The following is a 22,714-nucleotide window of genomic DNA, read 5'->3' on the forward strand; positions in this document are numbered from 1 at the left end:
TGATTTTGCAGCAAATCAAAAAGCCTAAGATAAAATCAACCATAAAGATACTATAAAAATGCCGATTCCTTTAGTAAATTCAATTGCATCATGGTTCTTAAAAAAGCGATTTCATCAAATAGAATTGTTTTTAAAGTATCCCAATGAAGTACAAAATGAATTACTTTTTCATCTCATTGCACAAGCTAAAGACACCGAATTTGGAAAACAATACGATTTTAATTCGATAACAAATTACAAGACATTCTCAGAACGCATTCCAATTTCTTCTTATGAAGATTATCAAGATATTATTGAACGCTCTCGCAGAGGTGAAAACAATATTTTTTGGCCAACACCTATAAAATGGTATGCTAAATCCAGTGGAACTACAAATGCAAAAAGTAAATTTATTCCAGTAAGTCAAGAATCTTTAGAAGATTGTCATTATGCCGCAAGTAAAGATTTATTATGCATGTATCTTAATAACAATGAAGATTCACAATTATTTACAGGTAAGGGTTTGCGTCTAGGTGGAAGTAAAGAATTATACACAGAAAACGGAACTGTTTTTGGCGACTTGTCTGCTATTCTAATTGATAACATGCCATTTTGGGCAGAATTTAGTAGTACTCCAAGCAATCGAGTGTCTTTAATGAGCGATTGGGAAACCAAAATGCAAGCGATTGTAGAAGAAACCATAAATGAAAATGTAACGAGCTTAGCTGGTGTACCTTCTTGGATGCTAGTGTTATTAAACAATGTATTAGACGCAACAAATAAGGAGAGTTTATTTGATGTATGGCCAAATCTAGAAGTGTATTTTCATGGAGGTGTTAGTTTTGTTCCTTATGTAGATCAGTATAAAACTATTTTACCTAAATCTGATTTTAAGTATTATGAAATCTATAATGCTTCGGAAGGATTTTTTGCCATTCAAGATCAAAATAATAGTAGTGAATTATTACTCATGTTAGATTATGGAATTTTTTATGAATTTATTCCAATGTCTACATACGGAACTCAGAACGTAAAAGTAATTCCTTTAAGCGAAGTAGAAGTCAATGTCAATTATGCAGTAATCATTACAACTAATGCTGGGCTTTGGCGCTATAAAATTGGAGACACCATTCGATTCACATCAACAAATCCATATAGAATAAAAGTATCTGGGAGAACTAAACACCATATTAATGCTTTTGGTGAAGAGCTTATTATTGAAAATGCTGAAGACGCATTGCGACAAGTATGTAAAACTTGTAATGCAGAAATTGTAGATTATACTGCCGCTCCTATTTTCATGAAAGGCAAAGATAAAGGATCTCATGAATGGCTTATTGAATTTAAGACACCACCTAAAGATGTTAATCAATTTAAAGTGCAATTAGACTGTGCACTAAAATCTTTAAATTCTGATTATGAAGCCAAACGCTTCAACAATATGACACTAAATATGCCTGAAGTTCATATTGCAAGAGAACGATTGTTTTATGATTGGTTAAAACAACACAATAAACTTGGTGGTCAACATAAAATTCCACGTTTATCTAATAATCGCGAGTATATCGATGAATTACTTCAATTAAACACAAGCGAAACCTCCATTGGTTGAATAAAAAAATTTAAGTTTATCGATAATCGGAAGCTGTTTTCATATTTTTCCGACAAACAACAGCGCAATTTTCAGCATAACGAATTTTTAATCGGTTCGTCCAAAACTAAGTCAATTGGTTTTTTATATCAGTTAATTGAATCTATATTTACAAAGTAATACAGAGAAAAACAGTCACAATTACAGATTACAACCCTCAAAATGTATTGTGAATTTTATAGATATTGTTCAGCAATGTTAATTTTTAAATCCAAACAAATAAAACCACTCATAACGAGTGGTTTTATTTATTTATATACATATTTAAGTCCTAAGACACTGCCTTTAACTTCTTTAAGGTCGTTTTTTCTAGCTTACCTTCAGCGTAAGATTTAGTTACATTTAGTTTTGTCTCTTCACCACTAGGTAATTCAAACATAGCGTCTGTTAGAATCTCTTCACACAGAGAACGCAAACCTCTTGCTCCTAATCGATATTCAATGGCTTTATTAACAATAAAATCTAGTGCACCATCAGTGATTGAAAACTCAATATCATCCATAGCAAACAACTTTACATATTGTTTGATAATCGCATTTTTTGGTTCAGTTAAAATAGCTCTTAAAGTCTTAGCGTCTAAAGGATCCATATATGTTAACACAGGAAGACGGCCAATAATTTCAGGAATTAACCCAAAATCTTTTAAGTCTTTCGGAATGATGTACTGTAACAAATTATCTGCATCTAAAGCTGCACCATCATGAGCAGCTTTGTAACCGATAGCTGCTAAATTTAATCGCTTAGAAATTTTTCTCTCGATACCATCAAAAGCACCACCAGCAATAAATAGTATGTTTTCAGTATTCACTTCAATAAACTTCTGATCTGGATGCTTTCGTCCTCCTTTAGGTGGCACATTAACAACGGTCCCTTCTAAAAGTTTTAATAAAGCCTGTTGTACTCCTTCACCTGAAACATCACGAGTAATGGAAGGATTATCACTTTTACGAGCAATTTTATCAATCTCATCAATAAACACAATCCCTTTTTCAGCTTTTTCTAGGCTATAATCTGCAGCTTGGAGTAATCGTGTTAATATACTCTCAACATCTTCTCCAACGTAACCCGCTTCAGTAAGTACAGTTGCATCTACAATAGCTAAAGGTACATTCAACATTCTAGCAACTGTTTTTGCCATCAATGTTTTACCTGTACCTGTTTGACCAACCATGATTATATTACTCTTTTGAATTTCAATATCATCATCGCTAGGCGGTTGCAATAATCGTTTGTAGTGATTATATACCGCAACAGACATTACTTTCTTGGTGTATTCTTGACCAATAATATACTCATCAAGAAATGCTTTAATTTGGAGTGGCTTTCTGAGCATTAATTCAGAATTTAACTCTGCATTATCTGATTGTTTTGATTCTTCTAAAACAATACCATGAGCTTGTTCTATGCAACGATCACAAATGTGAGCATCTAATCCTGCAATCAACAAACTGGTTTCTGGCTTTTTCCTACCACAAAACGAACATTCTAATTCTTCCTTTGCCATATGTTTTATATTATCCTCTTGACAGTACTTCGTCTATCATTCCGTATTCTTTAGCTTTATCAGCTTTCATCCAGTAATCACGATCACTATCTTCATAGATTTTGTCGTAATCTTGACCAGAATGCTTACTAATAATTTTATACAACTCTTCTTTGAGTATTAAAATTTCTCGAGCTGTAATTTCAATATCACTGGCCTGACCTTGTGCTCCTCCTAGTGGTTGGTGTATCATTACACGAGAATGTGTTAATCCACTTCGTTTTCCTTTTTCACCTGCACATAACAAGACAGCTCCCATTGAGGCAGCCATACCTGTACAAATTGTAGCTACATCAGGTTTTATTAATTGCATAGTATCATAAATACCTAAACCCGCGTATACACTTCCTCCAGGTGAATTGATATATATTTGAATGTCTTTAGTAGCATCTGTGCTTTCTAAAAACAACAATTGTGCTTGAATAATATTTGCAACTTGGTCATTAATTCCCATACCAAGAAATATAATTCGATCCATCATTAATCTTGAAAACACATCCATTGCAACAGCATTCATTTGGCGTTCCTCAATGATATTTGGAGTTAAAGCTGTTGGATACATACTACTGATAATTTTGTTATAGTATGTACTGCTGACTCCTTGATCTTTTATAGCGAATTTTTCAAATTCTTTTCCGTAATCCATATAGTCTTTTTCAAATAATTTATTGTGAAACAAAAAAGCGTAAAACCTAACAGTTTTACGCTCAAATATACTAATTTATAATGTAAATTTTTAACTGTAGAACTCTTTTACGAAATCATCGTAAGTTATTTCTTTAGTCTTCAAATTTGCTTCAGATTTATAAAGGTTTAACAATTTAGTACTCATTAGTTGTTCAGATAAACGCTTTACTTCATCTTTATTAGAAAGAACACGAGACGCTATACCATCTAATTCTTCATCTGAAGGATTCATTTGACCAAACTGAGCCATTTGTCCTTTTATCATTTCTCTAGCATGTGCTTGAAGATCTTCAAATTTCACCTGAAGATCATGTTTTTCAATTAATTTTCCTTCAATTAATTGGTAACGCATACTCTTTTCTGACTTTTCGTACTCTTCTTTGGCTTGCTCAGCATCCATTTCATCTTCACCAGCAGTTTGCATCCATTTTTGTAAAAAAGATGCTGGTAAATCAAATTTTGTATTTTCAACTAAATACTCAGTTACATCATTTAATAACTTTTGATCACCTTGTTGTGCAAATTGCTTTTCAGAATCTTCCTTGATTTTATCTTTCAATTCTGTAACAGAGGTAACAACTCCTTTACCAAATAACTTATCAAAAAGTTCCTGATCTAGATCTGCTAATTCTCTTGAATTTATTTCATTAATTGTAAAATTCACTTCTATATTAAGTCCATGAACGTCGTCATGAGACACTTTCAAAAAGGTCATTAAATCATGATCGTCATTAAACAAGCCTTTTGTTTTTATAGTAACGACATCACCAACTTTAGCACCAACAAACTGTTTTTCTGTAGACTTTCCTTTAAATTTATCTAGGGTGATTGTCACAGAATTATTAATTCCTTTGTCTTCATTTTCAAAAACACCAGTAATTTCAGAGTCTTTGGTTACAACTTTTTCAGAAATGATTTTTCCGTATTGCTTTCTTAAGTGCTCTACTTGGTTGTCAAGCATTTTTTTATCAGCTACAATACTATAATGAGTAATAGCTTTTTTACCTTTTAAGTTTACTTCAAACTCAGGTGCTAGACCAAGCTCAAACTCAAATGAAAATGCATCAGCATCCCAATCTAAATCATCTTGTTGTTTTGGTAATGGATTCCCTAGTACATCTAACTTTTCTTCAGTAAGATATTTACCAAGGGCATCTTGTAACAGCTTATTAACCTCATCAACCAACACAGCTTTTCCATATTGCTTTTTAACCATTCCCATTGGCACGTGACCTTTTCTAAAACCAGGAATGTTAGCAGATTTACGGTAATCTGTTAATATTTTTTCAACTTTATCGCTATAATCTTCTTTGGCGATATCTACTTTTACAACTGCATTTAATGCATCTATGTTTTCTCTTGTGATGTTCATTTTAAATCATATCAAAATTGGGCTGCAAAAATACGATATTTTTTACAACCCAACAATATTTTAAGTCACTGATTATTAGTCTATTTTTTCTTCTCTTTTAAAAAAGAATACGCAATAGATTGTGAAATTGATAATAAGACACTAAACAGCATAGCTGTTAAAAACCCATTAACTCCAAAACCTTCCACAAATTTGTCTGCCAATAGAATAATACATGCATTGATAACTAGCAAAAACAAACCTAAAGTCACAATCGTTATAGGTATCGTAAGAATGACTAAAATAGGTTTTAAAATAGCGTTCAGCAGTGCCAAAACTACTGCAACAATAATAGCTGCTGTAAATCCGCTAACTGCTACACCTGGCAAAAAATGCGCAAGCAACACCACGATTCCAGCAGTGATTAAAAGTCTAAGAATAAGATTCATAATATAAAAGATTTTATTGTTTCACTTGAAATAAAATGGGCAACGAATAAGGCACGATAACTGGCTCTCCTCTTTGAAAACCAGGCTTAAGTTTTGGCAATAATTTTATAACTCTAATTGCTTCATCCTCTAAAGCGGGATGAGGTGCTCTAGCACGAACTTTAAATACATTGCCGTCTTTACCAATTTTAAATATTACAGATATTCGTTGTCTACCTGTAAGGCCATGTTCAACTGCAATATTTGTGTTAAAATTAGCATTGACAAACCGAGCTATATTTGTGCTCATGCAATTTTTTCTTGCCGAATTCCCATAAACATATTCACAACCTGGATATAAGGGTACTTTCTCAATAACTCCATCTGGAACTTCTGTAGATTCTAAGATGTCATTTTGATTTTGATTTACAATTACACCGTCCTTAAATTTAATTTTATTTATCTTTTTGTTAGAGGAATTGTATTGTGTCCAGGTCTTATCAAAACTACCATTATTGTAATACCCTTTCCATTCTAGATTACCATTAACATCATATCTTTTCTCTTCTCCATTTTTTTTGTCTTTGATATTGACACCTTCCAATTTTAATTGTCCGTTTTCATAGAACTGTTTATAGCTCCCATTTCGGTATCCATTCAAATAATTAACTTCCCAAGCCACATTTCCATTGTCATGATACAATTTCCAAAACCCGTACAAATCAGACTTTACATAATTGGCTTCGATCTTTAAAAGTCCGTTTTCTTTATATTCTTTGTAAAAACCACCTTCTAATTTCCTTTTGAGTTTTAGGTTTCCATTTTCATAATAACCTTTTGATACATGGTAATAATCTTCTTCAACAACTTCTCTTTTAAGAGTTCCATCTTCATAAAAAGATTTAAATGAAGTTCTATTATATTTACCTTCAGAATATAAGTACTGTTCAGAAACTTGTCCGTTTTTATGGTAATTCACCCATTTCCCTGTACGTTTTCCATCCAAATACGCACCTTCTGTCTTTACTTCACCACTATCATAATAATCCTTATAGGGACCATCTTCAAATCGTAATTGAGCATTAGACAATTGAGATATGACTAAAAAAGTCACTACAAAAAATATTAATTTCATAAAATTTAAAAGTTAGGTAGTTAAAGGTATTCTTTTTTGTAAAGAAATAAAATTTAATACAGACTCATAAAAATCTTTAGGATTTTCAGCATGTAACCAATGGCCTGCATTAGGAATCGTTTCAACTTCAGATAGAGGAAAATGTTGTTTAATCAAGTTTTCATCATTAGGCATCACATATTCACTTTTATCACCACGAAGAAACAAGGTTGGCTTTTCAAATTTGGAATGTAATGGTAAGGCTTCACCGACTTCAGATACATTTTCTTTTAAAACTTCTAGATTAATACGCAAGCCAAGTTGTCCTTTTTCAATCCAATACAAATTCTTCAACAAGAACATGCGTGTTCCAGCTTCAGTAACATATTGGGATAGTAAATCATCTGCTTCACCACGACTTTTTATTTTTGAAAAATCTAGAGCACTCAACCCATTCAAAATAGCATCGTGATGTATTGGATAAAAACGTGGACTGATATCTGCGATTAATAATTTGGATACTAAATTTGGGTATAAGGTTGCAAAAAGCATCGCTGTTTTTCCTCCCATTGAATGTCCTAAAAGAATAATCTCTTCTAAATTATGTTGTTTACAATAGTCTTTTAAATCATCAGCTAAAACCTCATAATTAAATTCATCATTATGAAAGCTACGCCCATGATTACGTTGATCTACTAAGTGTACTTGAAAACCAGTTTCACTGAATTTTTTTCCTAAAGTTTTCCAGTTATCACTCATTCCTAAGAACCCATGAAGAATAATAAAGGGTTGTCCTTGACCAATAATATTTGAATGTAGTTTCATTTATTTTAGTTTGTGAAGATACATTTGAACTACATTCTCAACACCTAAATATAAACTTTCAGACACTAATGCATGTCCAATAGAAACTTCCAATAATTCAGGAACATTCTCTTTAAAAAACTTGATATTCTCTAAAGACAAATCATGTCCTGCATTCACACCTAAATCAATCTCATTGGCAAGTTCTGCTGCTTTTGTAAAAGGTATAATCGCGTTTTTATTACCCAAACTATATTCCTGAGCAAAACTTTCAGTATACAATTCTATACGATCTGTTCCAGTAGTTTTAGCACCTTCAATCATTTTTAAAACAGGGTCTACAAAAATTGAGGTTCGAATACCATTAGATTTGAATTCTGAAATGACTTCAGTTAAAAAACTTACATGTTTCATGGTGTCCCAGCCTGCATTTGATGTTAAAGCATCAACAGCATCAGGAACCAACGTTACTTGAGTTGGTTTCACCTCTAAAACTAAATCCATGAACGATTTAATTGGGTTTCCTTCAACATTAAATTCGGTATAAACTTCGGGTTTTAAATCCCTTGTGTCTTGATATTTAATATGACGTTCATCTGGCCTAGGGTGCACAGTTATGCCTTCAGCTCCAAACCGCTGTACATCTTTAGCAAACTGTACAACATTAGGTGTGTCTCCTCCTCGCGAATTTCGCAACGTGGCTATCTTATTAATGTTTACACTTAACTTTGTCATTTCTTCATGTTTTAACCACAAAAATACAAAGTACTTACTGCTTTTTGTGGTTATTTTTAATTAATTTGCGATACATTATAAAACCTGTTATGCCTTTACAACAATACATAATTAATGACATTAAACCTTTGAGTATTACTCAAAAGGTAAGTGATTTGCAAATGTTATTTAATGAACTCACCTATTCTCATATTCCAATAGAAAACAATGGTACTTATTTAGGTTGTATCTCTGAAACTGACGCTCATTGTTTTGAGGGAGCAAAATCAATTTCTGATTGTAATTATGCAATTGAAGGATTCTTTGTTAGAACCAGTACAAATTGGTTGGATGTATTAGAAACCTTTGCTCAAAATTCTTGTAATATTATGCCAGTTTTAAGTGATAAAAACAACTATTTAGGCTATTTTGAATTGAACGATATCATAGGATTATTTAATCAAACACCATTTTTTTCTGAACCAGGTGGTGTCTTAATTGTTGAAAAAGGACTAATGGATTACTCCTTTAGTGAAGTAAGTCAAATTGTTGAATCTAATGATGCAAAAATTTTAGGTGCATTCGTCTCTAAACTTGAAAGTGATGTTGTTCAAATTACTATAAAAATTGGTAATTCAGGACTGAACGATGTTATACAAACCTTCAGAAGATATAGCTATAATATTGTATCTGGACACGAAGAAGACAACTATGTTGAAAATTTGAAGGATCGCTCTGAGTACCTTCGAAAATATCTGGATATATAATGAAAATTGCTATTTACGGACAATATTATCACAATAACACACAAGAAAGTATTGAAATCCTTTTAGAAGTGTTGTCACAAAAAAATGTAGTAGTTTGTGTTGAGAATGATTTTTTTAATATCATAAAACACGAAAGCAAACAGCCATCTAAATTAGATGGATTTGATACTTTTGAAGCCCTAGACGATTCTTATTCATTATTAATTAGCATTGGTGGTGATGGCACAATTTTAAGAGCAATCACTTTTGTAAGAGATTTATCTATTCCTATAGTTGGAATTAATACTGGAAGACTTGGGTTTTTAGCAACTATTAGAACCAGTCAAATTGAATCTGCAATTGACGATATCATAAAAGGGAATTATAAAATTTCGAAACGAACACTTTTATGCGTCGAAACACAACCAGAAAACAAAGATTTATTAGAAACTAATTTTGCATTAAATGAAATCGCTGTAAGCAGAAAGAACACCACATCTATGATAACCGTTGAAACGCATTTAAATGATGAATACCTGACATCATATTGGGCGGATGGACTTATCATTTCAACTCCAACTGGCTCAACAGGATATTCTTTAAGTTGTGGTGGACCAGTTATCACACCCGAAACCGATAGTTTTGTATTAACACCAATTGCACCTCATAATCTTAATGCAAGGCCACTCGTTATTCCTGACGACACCGAAATACAGTTAAGAGTTGATGGTCGTGAAGAACATTATTTAATATCTCTCGATTCTCGCATTGCAACGTTACACAATTCAACTATTGTTACTATTAAAAAAGCTGATTTTGAAATAAGAATGGTAGAACTCATACAAGAAAGTTTTATAGATACATTAAGAAAAAAAATGCTTTGGGGTGAAGACAAACGAAATTAAACAATAAAATCAAACAAAAACTGTTAATCTGTAAGACTATTTGCCACAAATTGTTAAAGGCAAATCATAATTGTTATATTTGCAAACTTTTAAAAATTTATGAGATATTTAATCTTATTTTTATTGAGTGTTTTTTTTGCCCAAACAAGTCATTCTCAGATATATGAAGTTGGAGTGTTTGCAGGTGGAAGTAACTTTATTGGAGATGTTGGAGCAACAAATTATATCGCTCCTAATACAGCTGCACTTGGATTACTTTTAAAATGGAATCGAAGCCCAAGACATTCATGGAGAGTCTCATTAATTTATGCAGATCTAGTAGGAAAAGATATAGAATCAGATGACCCAAGGCGAATAGCAAGAAATTACGAATTTGATTCAAATTTATTAGAAATATCAGCAGGTATGGAATTTACATTTTGGGATTTCGATCTTCATACGTCAGGCATAAAAGCGACTCCTTATTTATATTCTGGAATTAGTGTCGCGAAGCATGATAACTTTTTTTATGGTCCAGATGGAGTTATTATTGAAGAAGACACGAGTAGTTGGGCATATGGAATACCTATGGTATTAGGAATAAAGTCAAATATTGCTAATCATTTTATTTTAGGTTTTGAAATTGGCGCGAGATATACATTTTCAGATGAAATAGATGGCAGTGTACCTGATGGAGATTTTGAAGACCAAGTAAGTATAGGAAACACAAACAGTAATGATTGGTATGTGTTTACTGGTTTTACGCTTACCTACACATTTGGACAAAGACCATGTTATTGTAACTTTTAGATGATTGAAAAAGACCAAATAGCGAAAGACAAATTACCTAAGCATCTAGCAATAATAATGGATGGTAATGGCCGTTGGGCTAAACAAAAAGGAATGATTAGAGTCATTGGTCACGAAAATGGCACAAAATCTGTAAGAGATGTTGTTGAAGCAAGTGCTGAAATAGGCATTAAAAACTTAACTTTGTATGCCTTCTCAACTGAAAATTGGAAACGCCCTAAATTAGAAGTAAAGACTTTAATGAAGCTTCTTGTTAAATCTCTTAAAAAAGAAATCAAAACACTTCAAGATAATAACATCAAACTATCAGCAATCGGAAACCTTAACGATTTGCCAAAAAAAGCGCATTCAGAACTACTTGAAGTTATTGATAAAACAAAAAACAATACTCACATGACTTTGACCCTTGCCCTCAGCTATGGTTCAAGAGAAGAAATAGTTAATGTTATTAAAGAGATTTCTGCGAACGTTAAAAATAATATAATTTCTATTGAAAGTATTGACGAATCAATTATAAATAAGCATCTTTACACGCAAAATTTACCTGATGTAGATTTATTAATTAGGACTAGTGGAGAACACAGAATAAGTAATTTTCTGCTTTGGCAAATTGCTTATGCCGAATTATATTTTACTGATGTATTATGGCCAGATTTTACTAAACAAAACCTATATGAAGCTTTGATTAATTATCAAAATAGAGAACGACGATTTGGAAAAACCAGTGAACAACTTAGCTAACAATTTACTTTTGAAAACTTACATAAAGCAACTATTTACAATATTATTTTTCATTGTTTCAAGCATCGCTGTTGCTCAACAAACAAGCTTTGAAAACGGAAAAGACTATATCATTGAAGACATTACTGTTACAGGTAATACAAATTTTAGTGAAACAACAATTATATCTTTTTCTGGCTTACGAAAAGGTCAGGCTATTGTCATTCCTGGTGAACAAATAAGCAATGCATTAAAAAAACTTTGGGGAAGTAAATTGTTTAGTAGTATTGACATCTACTTAGCTAAAACAGAAGGTAACAAAGCGTATCTTGAAATTAACCTAGCTGATTTACCAGAACTAAATGAAGTAGAAATTCAAGGTGTTAAAAAGAAGAAAAAAGAAGAGGTAATCAAAGAGAATAATCTTTCTAAAGGTGTCAAAGTAACAGAAAACTTAATCACTACAACTCGAAATTACCTTACAAACAAATACAAGAAAAACGGTTTCTTGAACACAAAAGTAACTGTTAACACAAATGACGCTACAAATGACTCTATTTTAAAAAGTCGGGTAGACATGCTCGTTTATATTGACAAAGGTGAAAAAGTAAAAATCAACAAAATTACATTTAATGGTAACGAAAAGCTTTCTGATAAAAAGCTAAGAAAAACCATGAAGAACACAAAGAAAAAGAATTTTATTCGTCTTTTTAAACGTTCAAAATATATTGAAGAAAATTACAAAGAAGATCTTGTTAGTGTTATTGATAAGTACAAAGAAAATGGATATAGAGATGCTCGAATTATTTCAGACTCTATTATTTATAAAGACAAGAAAAATATTAGTCTAGAGATTACACTTGAAGAAGGTGAGCAGTATAAATTTGGTAAAATCACTTTCGTTGGAAATAGTGTTTACACAGATGAACAATTAAGTTCTGTATTACGAATTAAAGAAGGTGAAACTTACAATGGTGTTGAATTACGTAAGCGTATTGCTGACGATAGTAAACCAGATGCATTAGACCTAACGAACCTATATCAAAATAATGGTTATTTGTTTTCAACTATCAATCCGGTAGAAATTAGTGCAGAAGGGAATGTAATCGATATGGAGATTCGAATCTCAGAAGGTAAACCTGCCTATTTTAATAACATTACAGTAACAGGCAATGATAGAACTAACGATCATGTAATTTACAGAGAATTAAGAACCAAACCTGGACAATTATATAGTAAAGCTAATGTTATTAGAACGATTAGAGAACTTGGTCAATTAGGCTTTTTTGATGCCCAACTCATCACACCAGACTTTAAAAACATGAATCCTAATGAAGGTACTGTAGATATTGAATATACAGTTGTTGAAAGAGGTTCAAGTCAAATTGAATTACAAGGTGGCTATGGTGGTGGTGGCTTTATTGGTACCCTAGGTTTATCATTTAACAATTTTGCTATAAAAGATATTTTCAAAAAAGAAGCCTACAAACCATTACCTATGGGTGACGGGCAATCTCTAGCGCTTCGTTTACAAGCTTCGCGGTTTTTTCAAACCTACAGTTTCTCATTCTCTGAACCTTGGTTAGGAGGAAAACGCCCTGTACAATTTTCCACATCATTATCTCATACAAGACAATTTCTATTTGACCCAATAACGAGAGATGCAGATAAAGACAGACGATTTAATATTACTGGTATTTCTGTTGGATTAGCAAAACGTTTAAAAGTTCCTGATGATTACTTTACATTATCCCAATCGGTTAGTTTCCAACATTACAACTTAAAAAACTATAATACTGGTCTTTTTACTTTTGGTGACGGATATTCTAATAACTTATCTTACACTATTGGTTTAAGTAGAAATAATTTATTTACAGACCCTATTTATCCTGAAGGAGGCTCTAGTTTTTCTATAAGTGCTAAAATGTCTTTTCCTTATTCTCTATTCAACAATGTAGATTATGAAGCTCTAAAAGAAGAACGTGATGCACTTGATTTGACAGATGCTGATGATTTAGTTAGAATTGGTGAAATTGATCAAGAACGTTATAACTGGTTAGAGTTTTACAAGGTGAAATTCAAAGGAGATTGGTATACTAGGATAGTCGATAAATTAATTATTAAATCTGGATTAGAATTTGGTTTTCTTGGTGCATATAACAATGATAGAGGTATTATCCCTTTTGAGCGTTTCTTCTTAGGTGGTGATGGTTTAGGAAACTTTGCATTAGACGGTCGAGAAGTTATTCAGCTTCGTGGTTATCCTAATCAATCATTATCATCTCAAGATGGTGGTACGATATATAATAAATTCTCATTAGAATTAAGATATCCTATTACTCTTGGTGCTCAAGCCAAAATTTATGGTTTAATGTTTGCTGAAGGTGGTTCTTCATATGATAATTTTAGAGATTATAATCCTTTTAACATCAATCGTTCTGCAGGTTTTGGACTTAGAATTTTCATGCCAGCCTTTGGATTATTAGGTATTGATTTTGGACACGGATTTGATGCTATTCCTGGGACAACTGTTAAAAACGGATGGGAAACTCACTTCATTATTGGCCAGCAATTTTAATTTTGGCACGATATTTTCTATTAGCAATATGACGATTTAATGAGTGTGTTAAAATTTTTCAAAATATATTTCGTTAATTTGAAAAGCAAAACATTGACGGAATCGTTATATTTATCTGTCAATTTAATAATCTTATAAGATTTTAGTAAAATATAAAATAAAACAGATGAAGTATAAAGTTCTTTTTTTAGTGACAATTATGGGTCTAATGAGCTTTGTTTCTAGTGCTCAAGGTCGTGGTGTTAGAATAGGTTATATAGACACAGAATATATTTTGCAAAATATACCAGAATACCAACAAGCTACGACACAGCTAGAACAAAAAGTTCAACAATGGAAATCTGAAATAGAACAACGTTTAAATACCATTGATCAAAAGAAAAAGCAGTTAGAAAATGAAAGTGTTCTTTTGACCAAAGAATTATATGAAGAACGATTAGAAGATATTTCTTATGAAGAAGCAGATATTTTAGACTATCAGCAAAAACGTTTCGGTCCAAATGGTGATTTAATGATTCAGAAGAAGCAATTGATGCAACCTATACAAGATCAAATTTTTGCTGCAGTTCAAGAAATCGCTGGAAACAAAAAGTATGATTTTATATTTGATAAATCGGCTGACGTTGTAATGCTGTATTCTGCAGACCGTTTTGATATTAGTGATTTAATTATCCGAAGCATTACACGATCATCTAAACGAACTCAAGCTAAATCTCGAGCTGATCGTAAAAAAGCAAATGAAGAGGATGTAGTGCCAGTGATTAATGAAGAACTAGATGAACGTCAAAAAGCTCTAGAAGATAAAAAATCTGAACGTGAAGCAGCAATTGCTAAACGACAAGAAGAGCAATTAAAACGTAGAGATTCATTAAAAAATGCAGCAGCAGATCGTCGTCAAAAAATTCTTGACGATAGAGCTAAAGCAAAATCTGAGCGCGATAGTGTTAATAACTCTAAAAGATCGAAAGCAAAAGACACAACTGCTGTGCCTAGAAAAGCTGGAACTAAAGATGACACTAAAAAAACTGGAGACAGTTCAGAAAAAACACCGGCACAAATTGCTGAAGAAAAGAAGCAACAAAAATTAAAAGATAGAGAAGCAAGACAAAAAGCTTTAGATGAAAAAAGAAAAAAAATATTAGAAGACCGTAAAAAAGCTAAAGAAGAGCGTGAAGCTCAGAAAAAAAAGAAGGACTCCGTTCCTAATGAAGATAACTAAAAACAATAATTATAACACGTAACAAATTTTAAAATGAAACAATTTAAAACCCTTTTATTTGCAAGCTTACTTTTTGTTGGAGCAACAAGCTTTTCAACAGCACAATCTAAAATTGCACATATAAACACAACGCAGTTAGTAGAAGCTATGCCAGAAATGAAAACTGCACAGGCTGAGATTGAAAGGTTAACAAAGACCTATGAAGCTGAGATTAAAACAATGGCAACAGAACTTCAAAATAAAGTAAAACAATACCAAGCTGAAGTAGATACTAAAACAGAAGAAGAAAACACAGCAAGAGCTCAAGAAGTTCAAACTATGGAACAAAGTATTCGTCAGTATCAAGGACAAGCGCAACAAGATTTACAGAAAAAAGAAGCTGATTTATTAAAGCCTATTTTTGAAAAAGCTAAAGCAGCTATTATCAAAGTTTCTAAAGCGCAAGGTTTTCAATATGTATTAGATTCTACTCAAGGTGGTGGTGTTCTAGTTGCAGATGGTAAAGACTTATTAGCTGATGTAAAAACAGAATTAGGATTCTAATCACATCTCAAAAATAATTGAATTAGAAAGCCACTTACTAAAGTGGCTTTTCTATTTTTGTAAAACAAATGAGTACACAACCTATTGGCATATTTGATTCAGGCATTGGAGGCACATCAATTTTTAAAGAAATTCATGCGCTCTTGCCTTTTGAAAATTCGATATACCTTGCAGATAGTAAACATTCGCCTTATGGCAACAAAAGCAAACAAAAGATTATAGACCTCAGTATCAAAAACACAGAATATCTATTATCAAAAAACTGCAAACTAATTGTAGTTGCATGCAATACAGCAACAACTAATGCTATTTCTCTTTTACGATCAACTTATGATGTTCCATTTATTGGAATAGAACCAGCTATAAAACCTGCAGCGCTCAATACTGAAACAAAAACTATTGGCATTTTAGCGACCAAAGGTACACTCGCTAGTGATTTATTTCACCAAACTACTGATCTATACAGTAATGGTATTAAAGTCATTGAACAAATCGGCGAAGGCATAGTACCTTTAATTGAAGAAGGAAAGAGTAATTCTTATGAAATGAAAGATTTGCTCACTGAATATTTGGAGCCAATGATTGAAGCTAACATCGATTATTTAGTCCTAGGTTGTACACATTACCCTTACCTTATGCCTGTACTATTAGAGCTGCTACCAAAACATGTTAAAATCATTGATTCTGGACGAGCAGTAGCTAAACAGACTAAAACAGTACTTGAACAAAACCAATTGTTAAACTCTATCACTAAATTACCTGAAAATCTGTTTTATTCAAACACAAATACAACTGTTCTTAATGATATACTTGACAACAAGTATAAAGTGGATTATTTAGCTTTTTAAACTACTTAAACCAGCTCGAATATTTCACATAATTATTGGCAATCCTATCAATTTCACCAGAGATTAATTCTTTACTAATATCCTTAATTTTCTTCGCAGGAATACCAGCATAAATGCTACCAGACTCAACTTTAGTATTAGCTGTAACAACTGCTCCTGCAGCAATAATGCAATTGCTTTCTACGATACAATCATCCATAATAATGCTTCCCATTCCTACTAAAACATTATCTTTTATAGTACAGCCATGTACAATAGCGTTATGGCCAATTGACACATTATTCCCAATAGTTGTTGGTGATTTTTGATAAGTGGCATGAATTACTGCACCATCTTGAACATTGACTTTATTACCCATTTGAATAACATGAACATCACCTCTAATAACAGCATTAAACCATATACTGCATTGGCTACCCATTATAACTTCTCCAACTATCGTTGCGTTTTCTGCAATGTAACAATCGTCAGGTATTTGTGGATGGATTCCTCTTACTGGTTTTATAATCGGCATAACTTCGTCTTTTTAATTCTTATTTAAAATATGATAAAAAATTAGCTTTTTTGGAAGCAGAAACCATGATTTGTTTCCCATTACTTAAGACAACACTTCCTCCTTTACCTTTTAGGTATTTAGTTACCTCATTAACATTAACTAAGTAACTTTTATGTACTCTTGCAAAATTACTTCCGTTAAGCGCTTCTTCAAAGTATTTTAAAGTTTTACTAACCAATTTCTTTTTATTATTATTCAAGTAAATCTCTGTATAATTATCATCCGCTTTACAATACATAATATTAGCAGTTTCTAAAACTTCAAAACCATCTTGCTGCGGAATAGTAATCTTTCCATTTACTGTATTTGTTTTTGGAACTAATATTTGATCTTGCAATGCATCTTCTTTCATTTTAATTTCAGACACGTAATCTACAGCTTTTATCAAATCATCAATTGAAATGGGTTTCATTAAATAATACGATGCATGAGCATTCAATGCTTCAATAGCATAATGATTATAAGCCGTAACAAATATCGTTTCAAAATCTATATCACCAACCTTATCTAATAAATCAAATGCATTTCCGTAAGGCATCTCTACATCAAGGAACACCAAATCTAGATCATTGTTATTCCTGATCAGTATTAAAGCTTCATCGACATTTGCAGCTTCACCTAAAATTTCAACATTCGGACAATACTTTTTGAGATAATTCTTTAAAATTTCTCTACTCGTTTCTTCGTCTTCTACAATTATAGATTTTAGTTTCATTTAATCTTTTTTTATGGTTACAACTACTTTAGTTCCTGCATCTTCTTGAGCTTGATAATCTTCAATAAACACATCTACTTTATCTTTATACATTTCATTTAGAATGGCAACACGTTTCTTGATATTCCCCATGCCTTTAGAATTTTGTTTTTTCTGATGTTCCGTTTTTAATGCTTTAGAACGTACTCTTCCAATACCATCATCAGACACACTAATGGTGATTTCGCTGTCATTCTTTTTATCTATTGAAATATATAAGTGTCCCTTTTCAGTCTTATAACGTAATCCATGCCATACAGCATTTTCAATATAAGGTTGTAATAACATTGGTGGAATTTTATATTCTGAAACAACTACAGCATCATCAACAGTAATACTATAATCAAACTTATCTTGAAATCTGAAATGTTCCAATTTGGTATATAAGTCTAATAATTCAATTTCTTTCTGCAATGGAATAAAGTCTTCCTCACTATTTTCTAAAACAGACCGCATTAAATGGGAAAAATCGGATAAATATTTATTTGCAGTACGTTCATCACTACTCGCTATAAAGCTATTAACAGAATTAAGTGCATTAAAAATAAAGTGAGGATTCATCTGACTTCGTAACGATTTTAAAGCCAATAAATTATTTGCAAATCGCTGCTGCTTTATATATTTATACATAACAAAAGCTGTAATGGTTAACAATAACATCCCTCCAATTAAAGCGTAAATAATAATTTGCTGGTTTTTATTTTGTTCTTTGACTAGGCTTTCATTTAGCGCTTTGTCACTTAAAAGACTGGTGATTCTGTTTTGTTGTTCACCCATGTTTCGTCGCAATCGATCTGCTTGAGATAATTCCTGTTCTCTTTTAATATATAATTCGTCTACGACTTCGGTGTAAGCTCTAAAAGTTTCTAATGCTTTTTGATAATTACCAGTATCAACAAAAAGATCGGATAATTTTTTAGTCGCATCCTTTTTTACAACTAAATCTTCCTTATCATCAGCTTCTTCAATACTTTTTTCTAAATAAGATATCGCATTCACATAATCCTTCTGTAAGGCATATGCATTACCAATTTTATAATTTTGTTTTTGAGAAGTAAAAGCACTAGCATTATCAAGAATTGAATCACTTTCATTAGCTTCAACGTCTTCTACAATTTCTTTTCTAAGCTCAATTTCTTTATCGTAATTTCTGTTTATATTTTGAAAATCGGCTACAGTAACCTTTTCTTGAAGTGCACGTTTTTTTGTCTCTTGTTCAGCTAAATTCATTGAACTATCAAAATAAGCTTCAGCTTCTTCTGTTTTTCCTTTAGCATTATACGTTTGAGCTATCTTAGAATTAAGATCAACTATTTTTGGAGAAATTAAATGATCTTTAGCAATAGTAAGTGCTTTTTGATAGGCATTAAATGATGCATCATAATCTTTAGTACTAAAATAAGTATCTCCTAGACCTTCATAAAGTGTTACCAACTGATAATTCCCTAATTCATTTTTAATGATAGCATTATAGGTATCAATACTTTCTTGATAATTTTTATTTAGTTCATAGGCTTTAGCAAGCCCTAACTTAGAATAATTAGTTTCAACGTTTTGTAGACTTATCCTATAATTATTAACCGCAAGATCATATTGTTTCCAAAACATATAGACTTCAGCCAAAACTTGATAAGCTTCAGCATTTTGAGAAACTGAAGTACTTTGAGTTAAAGCCTCTCCAATAAACTTTATACTTTTTGCAACATCCTTTTTCTTGTAAACTGAGGCCGAATCAATTAAAGAATTAAACCGTTTTACGTCACGCTTAAACTTTGAATTTATAGTTTTTCTAACTACTGGCTCGACTTCAATCACTAGACGATCATCTTTAAGTATCGTATAATAAACAGTTTCAAAATCTTTATGCCTTACAATAAGTTCGTCTCCTTTTTTTGCTCTAATAGTGAATCGACCTTGCGCATCTGTAATCGTATATGCACCTCCGTTAATTTCAATATTCACCTTAGATATAGGTTCATAAGTATCACTCTCTCGAACTGAACCTCGTATATATAATAATGGATCATCTTGTTGAGCTGCCAAATTACAAACTGGCATAATCATTAAGAGCAAAAGGCTGTATAGTAAGATATTTTTCATGTGATATATTTCAACAGAATAAACTTACACACTTTAATTCATTAAATAAAATTGAAAAAACTGAAAACACATCACCTAGAAGTAAGAATATAAAGCTTTACTCAATTAAAAAACACATTCACTAATTAGTAAACGCACTTTACTCATCCCTGTTTTTTATAAAAAAAAGATCACCATAGTTTTATCCTGTCAATCTTAAAAACATAAATAATGAAGACAATTTTTAAATCAATGGTATTAAGTGTATTAATGATAACAAGTTTATCGTGTAATGCGAATAACAAATCCAATGAATCTGATGTAGTTTTGGCTAAAACTGTAAAACACAACAGCAACAATCAATTCATAAAAGTAGCACTTCTGCTAGACACCAGTAATAGTATGGATGGCTTAATAGATCAAGCTAAGGCACAACTTTGGGATATGGTTAATGAACTCTCATACGCAAAATGTGGTGATGAAAAACCTAATTTAGAAATTGCACTTTATGAATATGGAAATGATAATCTAAGCGGAAGCGAAGGACATATTCGTCAAGTATTGGCATTTAGCAGTGATTTAGATGAAATATCAAAGCAACTATTTTCACTAACAACTAATGGCGGAAATGAATACTGTGGACAAGTCATACAAACATCCATAAAACAATTAAATTGGGGAAGCAATCAGGATGACTTAAAACTCATATTTATTGCTGGAAATGAACCATTTACTCAAGGTCGTGTTAGTTATAAAGACGCTGCAAAACTCGCACATAAAAATGATGTAACTGTGAATACAATTTTTTGTGGAGATTACAGTCAAGGTATTACTAACTATTGGAAAGATGGTGCAGATTTAGCACATGGTGATTATATGGCAATTAATCACAACAAAGCAACTACCTATGTTGCCACTCCATATGACGATCAAATATTAAAATTAAATCAAAAGCTCAATAAAACTTATGTTGCATATGGTACAATTGGAAACTCTAAAATAGTGCAACAATCACAAGAAGACAATAATGCAATGGAATACAGCAATGCGAATGCTGTTAGTAGAACTGTAAGTAAAAGTTCTCACTTATATAAAAACTCAACTTGGGATTTAGTTGATGCAGAACAAGAAAAGGATTTTAAATATGAAGATTTAGATAAGGGTGATTTACCTGAAGAATTAAAAGGTAAAAGCACAACAGAAATTAAAGTATATGTTGATAAGAAGCGTAAAGAACGTGAGTCTATTCAAAATGAAATTCAAACACTCAATCAAAAGCGCAGAAACTACATTTCCGAACAGCAAAAAGATAATACTAGCAGACTTGACAATGCTATGATTCAAGCCATAAAAACTCAAGCTAAATCAAAAAAATACAAATGGTAAATTAATTTGGGCGTTACCCTCTGTCACTAATTAGTTTCAGAGGGTCGTGCTCTCAGCAGTCGCTTCCTAAATATAAATATTAGGAGAGCTTCAACAAAGCTTCCATCACTAACGCAAAAAAGTCTCGAAATTTTCGAGACTTTTAATTTATAAATAATATGTTTTACTAGTTAATTGCAGGACAATTACACTCGTATTTCTCTCTTCTACAGTTAAAGTTGTAACCTAGTGTAAATTGGTGGAAACCTCCATTATTAAACACTACAGAATTCGCTTGGTATGAATATGTATAAGCAAATACAAAGTTATTGTAATCAACTCCAAAAAATGGTGTGAAATATTGTAGTTTTTGGCTACTTACACCTGTACCATCTTGAAATTCAGCACCATCAAAACTTCTTCTATAAGATATTCCTCCCCAAATTTTTCCAAAATCCATAGTTCTGTAAACTTTTGCATTGATATCAATTGAAGATTCTTCAGTAGCATCTCTATACATGTACATGATTGATGGTTCATAGCTCCAATCACTACCATAACTACTAAAAGTATTTCCTGCAGAAATTAGATAGGTCCTTAAATTATCATAACTCAAACCTTGTTCATTAAAGTTAATACCTTCATTATTCAGCACATTTTTTACCGTTGCATGTGCATAAAAATCAATCAAATGGTATGAGAACCCAAAATCAACATTAAAATTTGTAGCACTCTGTTCAACACCGGCAATAATTGGGTCAAAACCTTCAGCTAAGAATTCTGTTTCATCAAGTTTATATTGAATTATACCTGCACTTAAACCAAATGATAGCATATTCATATCAATTTCATTACGTGAAAACATCAAATGGTGTGCATAGGTTAAATAAGCTCCTGTTTGTGAGTGAAACCCATTCTTATCATTATAAACAATAGCTCCAACTGCAGAAGGAGATTCTCCTATTCTACTATTAACACTCAATGTTTGTAAACTTGGGGCTTCATCTTGTCCAAACCATTGTTGACGTGCCGTTAATCTTACTTTAGCACAATTTGCAACACCAGCCATCGACGGATGTATTAAATAATAATTATCGGTTAAATAATCTGAATAAATCGGTAATCCTTCTTGAGCACTACCAATTTGGGTAAATAAAGCTAAACTTGCTATTAAACAATATTTTTTGAAATTCATATCTAATTTATCTTTTCAGGGTGAAATGGGCTTTAAATTCTTTTTGTTCTAATGTATTTGGTTCTAAGTACTCTACAACAAACCAGTAGTCACTTGTTGGCATCGGGTTTCCATTATAGTTACCGTTCCAGCCTTCTCCTGTTGGA

General features: G+C 31.9%; 22 protein-coding genes. 10 read left to right on the forward strand and 12 right to left on the reverse strand.

Features of this window, described 5'->3' with window-relative positions:
- The first annotated feature begins 58 nt into the window (after positions 1-58).
- The gene (locus AB8B90_RS03310) at positions 59-1,591 is read left to right on the forward strand and encodes a GH3 auxin-responsive promoter family protein (RefSeq protein ID WP_405333605.1); all 1,533 of its coding nucleotides are present in this window, start codon (positions 59-61) and stop codon (positions 1,589-1,591) included.
- A gap of 310 nt (positions 1,592-1,901) precedes the next feature.
- Here the strand turns inward: AB8B90_RS03310 and clpX are convergent, their stop codons facing one another.
- The 7 genes from clpX to AB8B90_RS03345 all read right to left on the reverse strand — a co-directional run bounded on the left by clpX (position 1,902) and on the right by AB8B90_RS03345 (position 8,292).
- The gene (clpX, locus tag AB8B90_RS03315; protein WP_405333606.1) at positions 1,902-3,134 is read right to left on the reverse strand and encodes an ATP-dependent Clp protease ATP-binding subunit ClpX; all 1,233 of its coding nucleotides are present in this window, start codon (positions 3,132-3,134) and stop codon (positions 1,902-1,904) included.
- 10 nt (positions 3,135-3,144) lie between these two features.
- Positions 3,145-3,819: a ClpP family protease gene (locus AB8B90_RS03320; protein ID WP_405333608.1), complete on the reverse strand. Its 675-nt coding sequence runs from the start codon at positions 3,817-3,819 to the stop codon at positions 3,145-3,147.
- Positions 3,820-3,909: 90 nt separating this feature from the next.
- Positions 3,910-5,232 (reverse strand): trigger factor, encoded by a 1,323-nt coding sequence (gene tig / locus AB8B90_RS03325; protein ID WP_405333610.1) that lies wholly within the window; start codon positions 5,230-5,232, stop codon positions 3,910-3,912.
- 80 nt (positions 5,233-5,312) lie between these two features.
- On the reverse strand, positions 5,313-5,660 hold the full coding sequence (locus AB8B90_RS03330; protein WP_405333612.1) for a phage holin family protein: 348 nt from the start codon (positions 5,658-5,660) through the stop codon (positions 5,313-5,315).
- Between the two features lie 13 nt (positions 5,661-5,673).
- Positions 5,674-6,774, reverse strand: a complete 1,101-nt coding sequence (locus AB8B90_RS03335) for an energy transducer TonB (RefSeq protein WP_405333614.1) — start codon at positions 6,772-6,774, stop codon at positions 5,674-5,676.
- A gap of 12 nt (positions 6,775-6,786) precedes the next feature.
- Entirely contained in the window at positions 6,787-7,578 is a 792-nt protein-coding gene (locus tag AB8B90_RS03340) for an alpha/beta fold hydrolase (protein WP_405333616.1), read from the reverse strand.
- Positions 7,579-8,292, reverse strand: a complete 714-nt coding sequence (locus AB8B90_RS03345) for a pyridoxine 5'-phosphate synthase (RefSeq protein ID WP_405333618.1) — start codon at positions 8,290-8,292, stop codon at positions 7,579-7,581.
- An 89-nt stretch (positions 8,293-8,381) separates the two neighbouring features.
- Between AB8B90_RS03345 and AB8B90_RS03350 the strand changes: the two genes are divergently transcribed.
- The 8 genes from AB8B90_RS03350 (at position 8,382) to murI (ending at position 16,619) form a co-directional block, all read left to right on the forward strand.
- Positions 8,382-9,038 carry a CBS domain-containing protein gene (locus tag AB8B90_RS03350; RefSeq protein ID WP_405333620.1) on the forward strand — a complete coding sequence of 219 codons (657 nt, stop codon included), beginning with the start codon at positions 8,382-8,384 and terminating at the stop codon, positions 9,036-9,038.
- Positions 9,038-9,922, forward strand: coding sequence for an NAD kinase (locus tag AB8B90_RS03355; protein ID WP_405333621.1), 885 nt, complete (start codon positions 9,038-9,040; stop codon positions 9,920-9,922). Before AB8B90_RS03350 ends, AB8B90_RS03355 begins: the two co-directional genes overlap by 1 nt.
- A gap of 99 nt (positions 9,923-10,021) precedes the next feature.
- The gene (locus AB8B90_RS03360; protein WP_405333623.1) at positions 10,022-10,711 is read left to right on the forward strand and encodes a DUF6089 family protein; all 690 of its coding nucleotides are present in this window, start codon (positions 10,022-10,024) and stop codon (positions 10,709-10,711) included.
- On the forward strand, positions 10,712-11,452 hold the full coding sequence (locus AB8B90_RS03365) for an isoprenyl transferase (RefSeq protein ID WP_405333625.1): 741 nt from the start codon (positions 10,712-10,714) through the stop codon (positions 11,450-11,452).
- A complete protein-coding gene (gene bamA, locus AB8B90_RS03370; RefSeq protein WP_405333627.1) occupies positions 11,424-14,009 on the forward strand; it encodes an outer membrane protein assembly factor BamA in 2,586 nt (861 codons plus the stop codon). Before AB8B90_RS03365 ends, bamA begins: the two co-directional genes overlap by 29 nt.
- A gap of 166 nt (positions 14,010-14,175) precedes the next feature.
- Positions 14,176-15,228 (forward strand): OmpH family outer membrane protein, encoded by a 1,053-nt coding sequence (locus AB8B90_RS03375; RefSeq protein ID WP_405333629.1) that lies wholly within the window; start codon positions 14,176-14,178, stop codon positions 15,226-15,228.
- A 33-nt stretch (positions 15,229-15,261) separates the two neighbouring features.
- The gene (locus AB8B90_RS03380; protein ID WP_405333630.1) at positions 15,262-15,771 is read left to right on the forward strand and encodes an OmpH family outer membrane protein; all 510 of its coding nucleotides are present in this window, start codon (positions 15,262-15,264) and stop codon (positions 15,769-15,771) included.
- Positions 15,772-15,839: 68 nt separating this feature from the next.
- Positions 15,840-16,619 (forward strand): glutamate racemase, encoded by a 780-nt coding sequence (murI, locus tag AB8B90_RS03385; protein WP_405333632.1) that lies wholly within the window; start codon positions 15,840-15,842, stop codon positions 16,617-16,619.
- A 1-nt stretch (position 16,620) separates the two neighbouring features.
- Here murI and AB8B90_RS03390 read toward each other — a convergent pair whose 3' ends face one another.
- The 3 genes from AB8B90_RS03390 to AB8B90_RS03400 are packed head-to-tail and all read right to left on the reverse strand — an operon-like array spanning position 16,621 to position 20,029.
- Entirely contained in the window at positions 16,621-17,133 is a 513-nt protein-coding gene (locus tag AB8B90_RS03390) for a gamma carbonic anhydrase family protein (RefSeq protein WP_405333634.1), read from the reverse strand.
- Positions 17,134-17,152: 19 nt separating this feature from the next.
- A complete protein-coding gene (locus tag AB8B90_RS03395) occupies positions 17,153-17,890 on the reverse strand; it encodes a LytR/AlgR family response regulator transcription factor (RefSeq protein WP_405333636.1) in 738 nt (245 codons plus the stop codon).
- Complete coding sequence (locus AB8B90_RS03400; protein WP_405333638.1) at positions 17,891-20,029, reverse strand: histidine kinase; 2,139 nt, start codon at positions 20,027-20,029, stop codon at positions 17,891-17,893.
- Between the two features lie 210 nt (positions 20,030-20,239).
- Here AB8B90_RS03400 and AB8B90_RS03405 point away from each other — a divergent pair, with 210 nt between their 5' ends.
- Entirely contained in the window at positions 20,240-21,394 is a 1,155-nt protein-coding gene (locus tag AB8B90_RS03405; protein ID WP_405333640.1) for a vWA domain-containing protein, read from the forward strand.
- Between the two features lie 166 nt (positions 21,395-21,560).
- Here AB8B90_RS03405 and AB8B90_RS03410 read toward each other — a convergent pair whose 3' ends face one another.
- A complete protein-coding gene (locus AB8B90_RS03410; RefSeq protein WP_405333642.1) occupies positions 21,561-22,568 on the reverse strand; it encodes a type IX secretion system membrane protein PorP/SprF in 1,008 nt (335 codons plus the stop codon).
- Positions 22,569-22,575: 7 nt separating this feature from the next.
- Positions 22,576-22,714, reverse strand: a 139-nt coding sequence (locus tag AB8B90_RS03415) for a T9SS type B sorting domain-containing protein (RefSeq protein ID WP_405333644.1), incomplete at its 5' end; no start/stop codon positions are given.

This window comes from Psychroserpens sp. (assembly GCF_045105015.1).
In the GTDB taxonomy this organism is placed as follows: domain Bacteria; phylum Bacteroidota; class Bacteroidia; order Flavobacteriales; family Flavobacteriaceae; genus Psychroserpens.

Coding starts and splice junctions, on each gene's coding strand:
- AB8B90_RS03310 (WP_405333605.1), top strand. CDS start 59: ATGCCGATTCCTTTAGTAAATTCAATTGCATCATGGTTCTTAAAAAAG.
- clpX (WP_405333606.1), bottom strand. CDS start 3,134: ATGGCAAAGGAAGAATTAGAATGTTCGTTTTGTGGTAGGAAAAAGCCA.
- AB8B90_RS03320 (WP_405333608.1), bottom strand. CDS start 3,819: ATGGATTACGGAAAAGAATTTGAAAAATTCGCTATAAAAGATCAAGGA.
- tig (WP_405333610.1), bottom strand. CDS start 5,232: ATGAACATCACAAGAGAAAACATAGATGCATTAAATGCAGTTGTAAAA.
- AB8B90_RS03330 (WP_405333612.1), bottom strand. CDS start 5,660: ATGAATCTTATTCTTAGACTTTTAATCACTGCTGGAATCGTGGTGTTG.
- AB8B90_RS03335 (WP_405333614.1), bottom strand. CDS start 6,774: ATGAAATTAATATTTTTTGTAGTGACTTTTTTAGTCATATCTCAATTG.
- AB8B90_RS03340 (WP_405333616.1), bottom strand. CDS start 7,578: ATGAAACTACATTCAAATATTATTGGTCAAGGACAACCCTTTATTATT.
- AB8B90_RS03345 (WP_405333618.1), bottom strand. CDS start 8,292: ATGACAAAGTTAAGTGTAAACATTAATAAGATAGCCACGTTGCGAAAT.
- AB8B90_RS03350 (WP_405333620.1), top strand. CDS start 8,382: ATGCCTTTACAACAATACATAATTAATGACATTAAACCTTTGAGTATT.
- AB8B90_RS03355 (WP_405333621.1), top strand. CDS start 9,038: ATGAAAATTGCTATTTACGGACAATATTATCACAATAACACACAAGAA.
- AB8B90_RS03360 (WP_405333623.1), top strand. CDS start 10,022: ATGAGATATTTAATCTTATTTTTATTGAGTGTTTTTTTTGCCCAAACA.
- AB8B90_RS03365 (WP_405333625.1), top strand. CDS start 10,712: ATGATTGAAAAAGACCAAATAGCGAAAGACAAATTACCTAAGCATCTA.
- AB8B90_RS03375 (WP_405333629.1), top strand. CDS start 14,176: ATGAAGTATAAAGTTCTTTTTTTAGTGACAATTATGGGTCTAATGAGC.
- AB8B90_RS03380 (WP_405333630.1), top strand. CDS start 15,262: ATGAAACAATTTAAAACCCTTTTATTTGCAAGCTTACTTTTTGTTGGA.
- murI (WP_405333632.1), top strand. CDS start 15,840: ATGAGTACACAACCTATTGGCATATTTGATTCAGGCATTGGAGGCACA.
- AB8B90_RS03390 (WP_405333634.1), bottom strand. CDS start 17,133: ATGCCGATTATAAAACCAGTAAGAGGAATCCATCCACAAATACCTGAC.
- AB8B90_RS03395 (WP_405333636.1), bottom strand. CDS start 17,890: ATGAAACTAAAATCTATAATTGTAGAAGACGAAGAAACGAGTAGAGAA.
- AB8B90_RS03400 (WP_405333638.1), bottom strand. CDS start 20,029: ATGAAAAATATCTTACTATACAGCCTTTTGCTCTTAATGATTATGCCA.
- AB8B90_RS03405 (WP_405333640.1), top strand. CDS start 20,240: ATGAAGACAATTTTTAAATCAATGGTATTAAGTGTATTAATGATAACA.
- AB8B90_RS03410 (WP_405333642.1), bottom strand. CDS start 22,568: ATGAATTTCAAAAAATATTGTTTAATAGCAAGTTTAGCTTTATTTACC.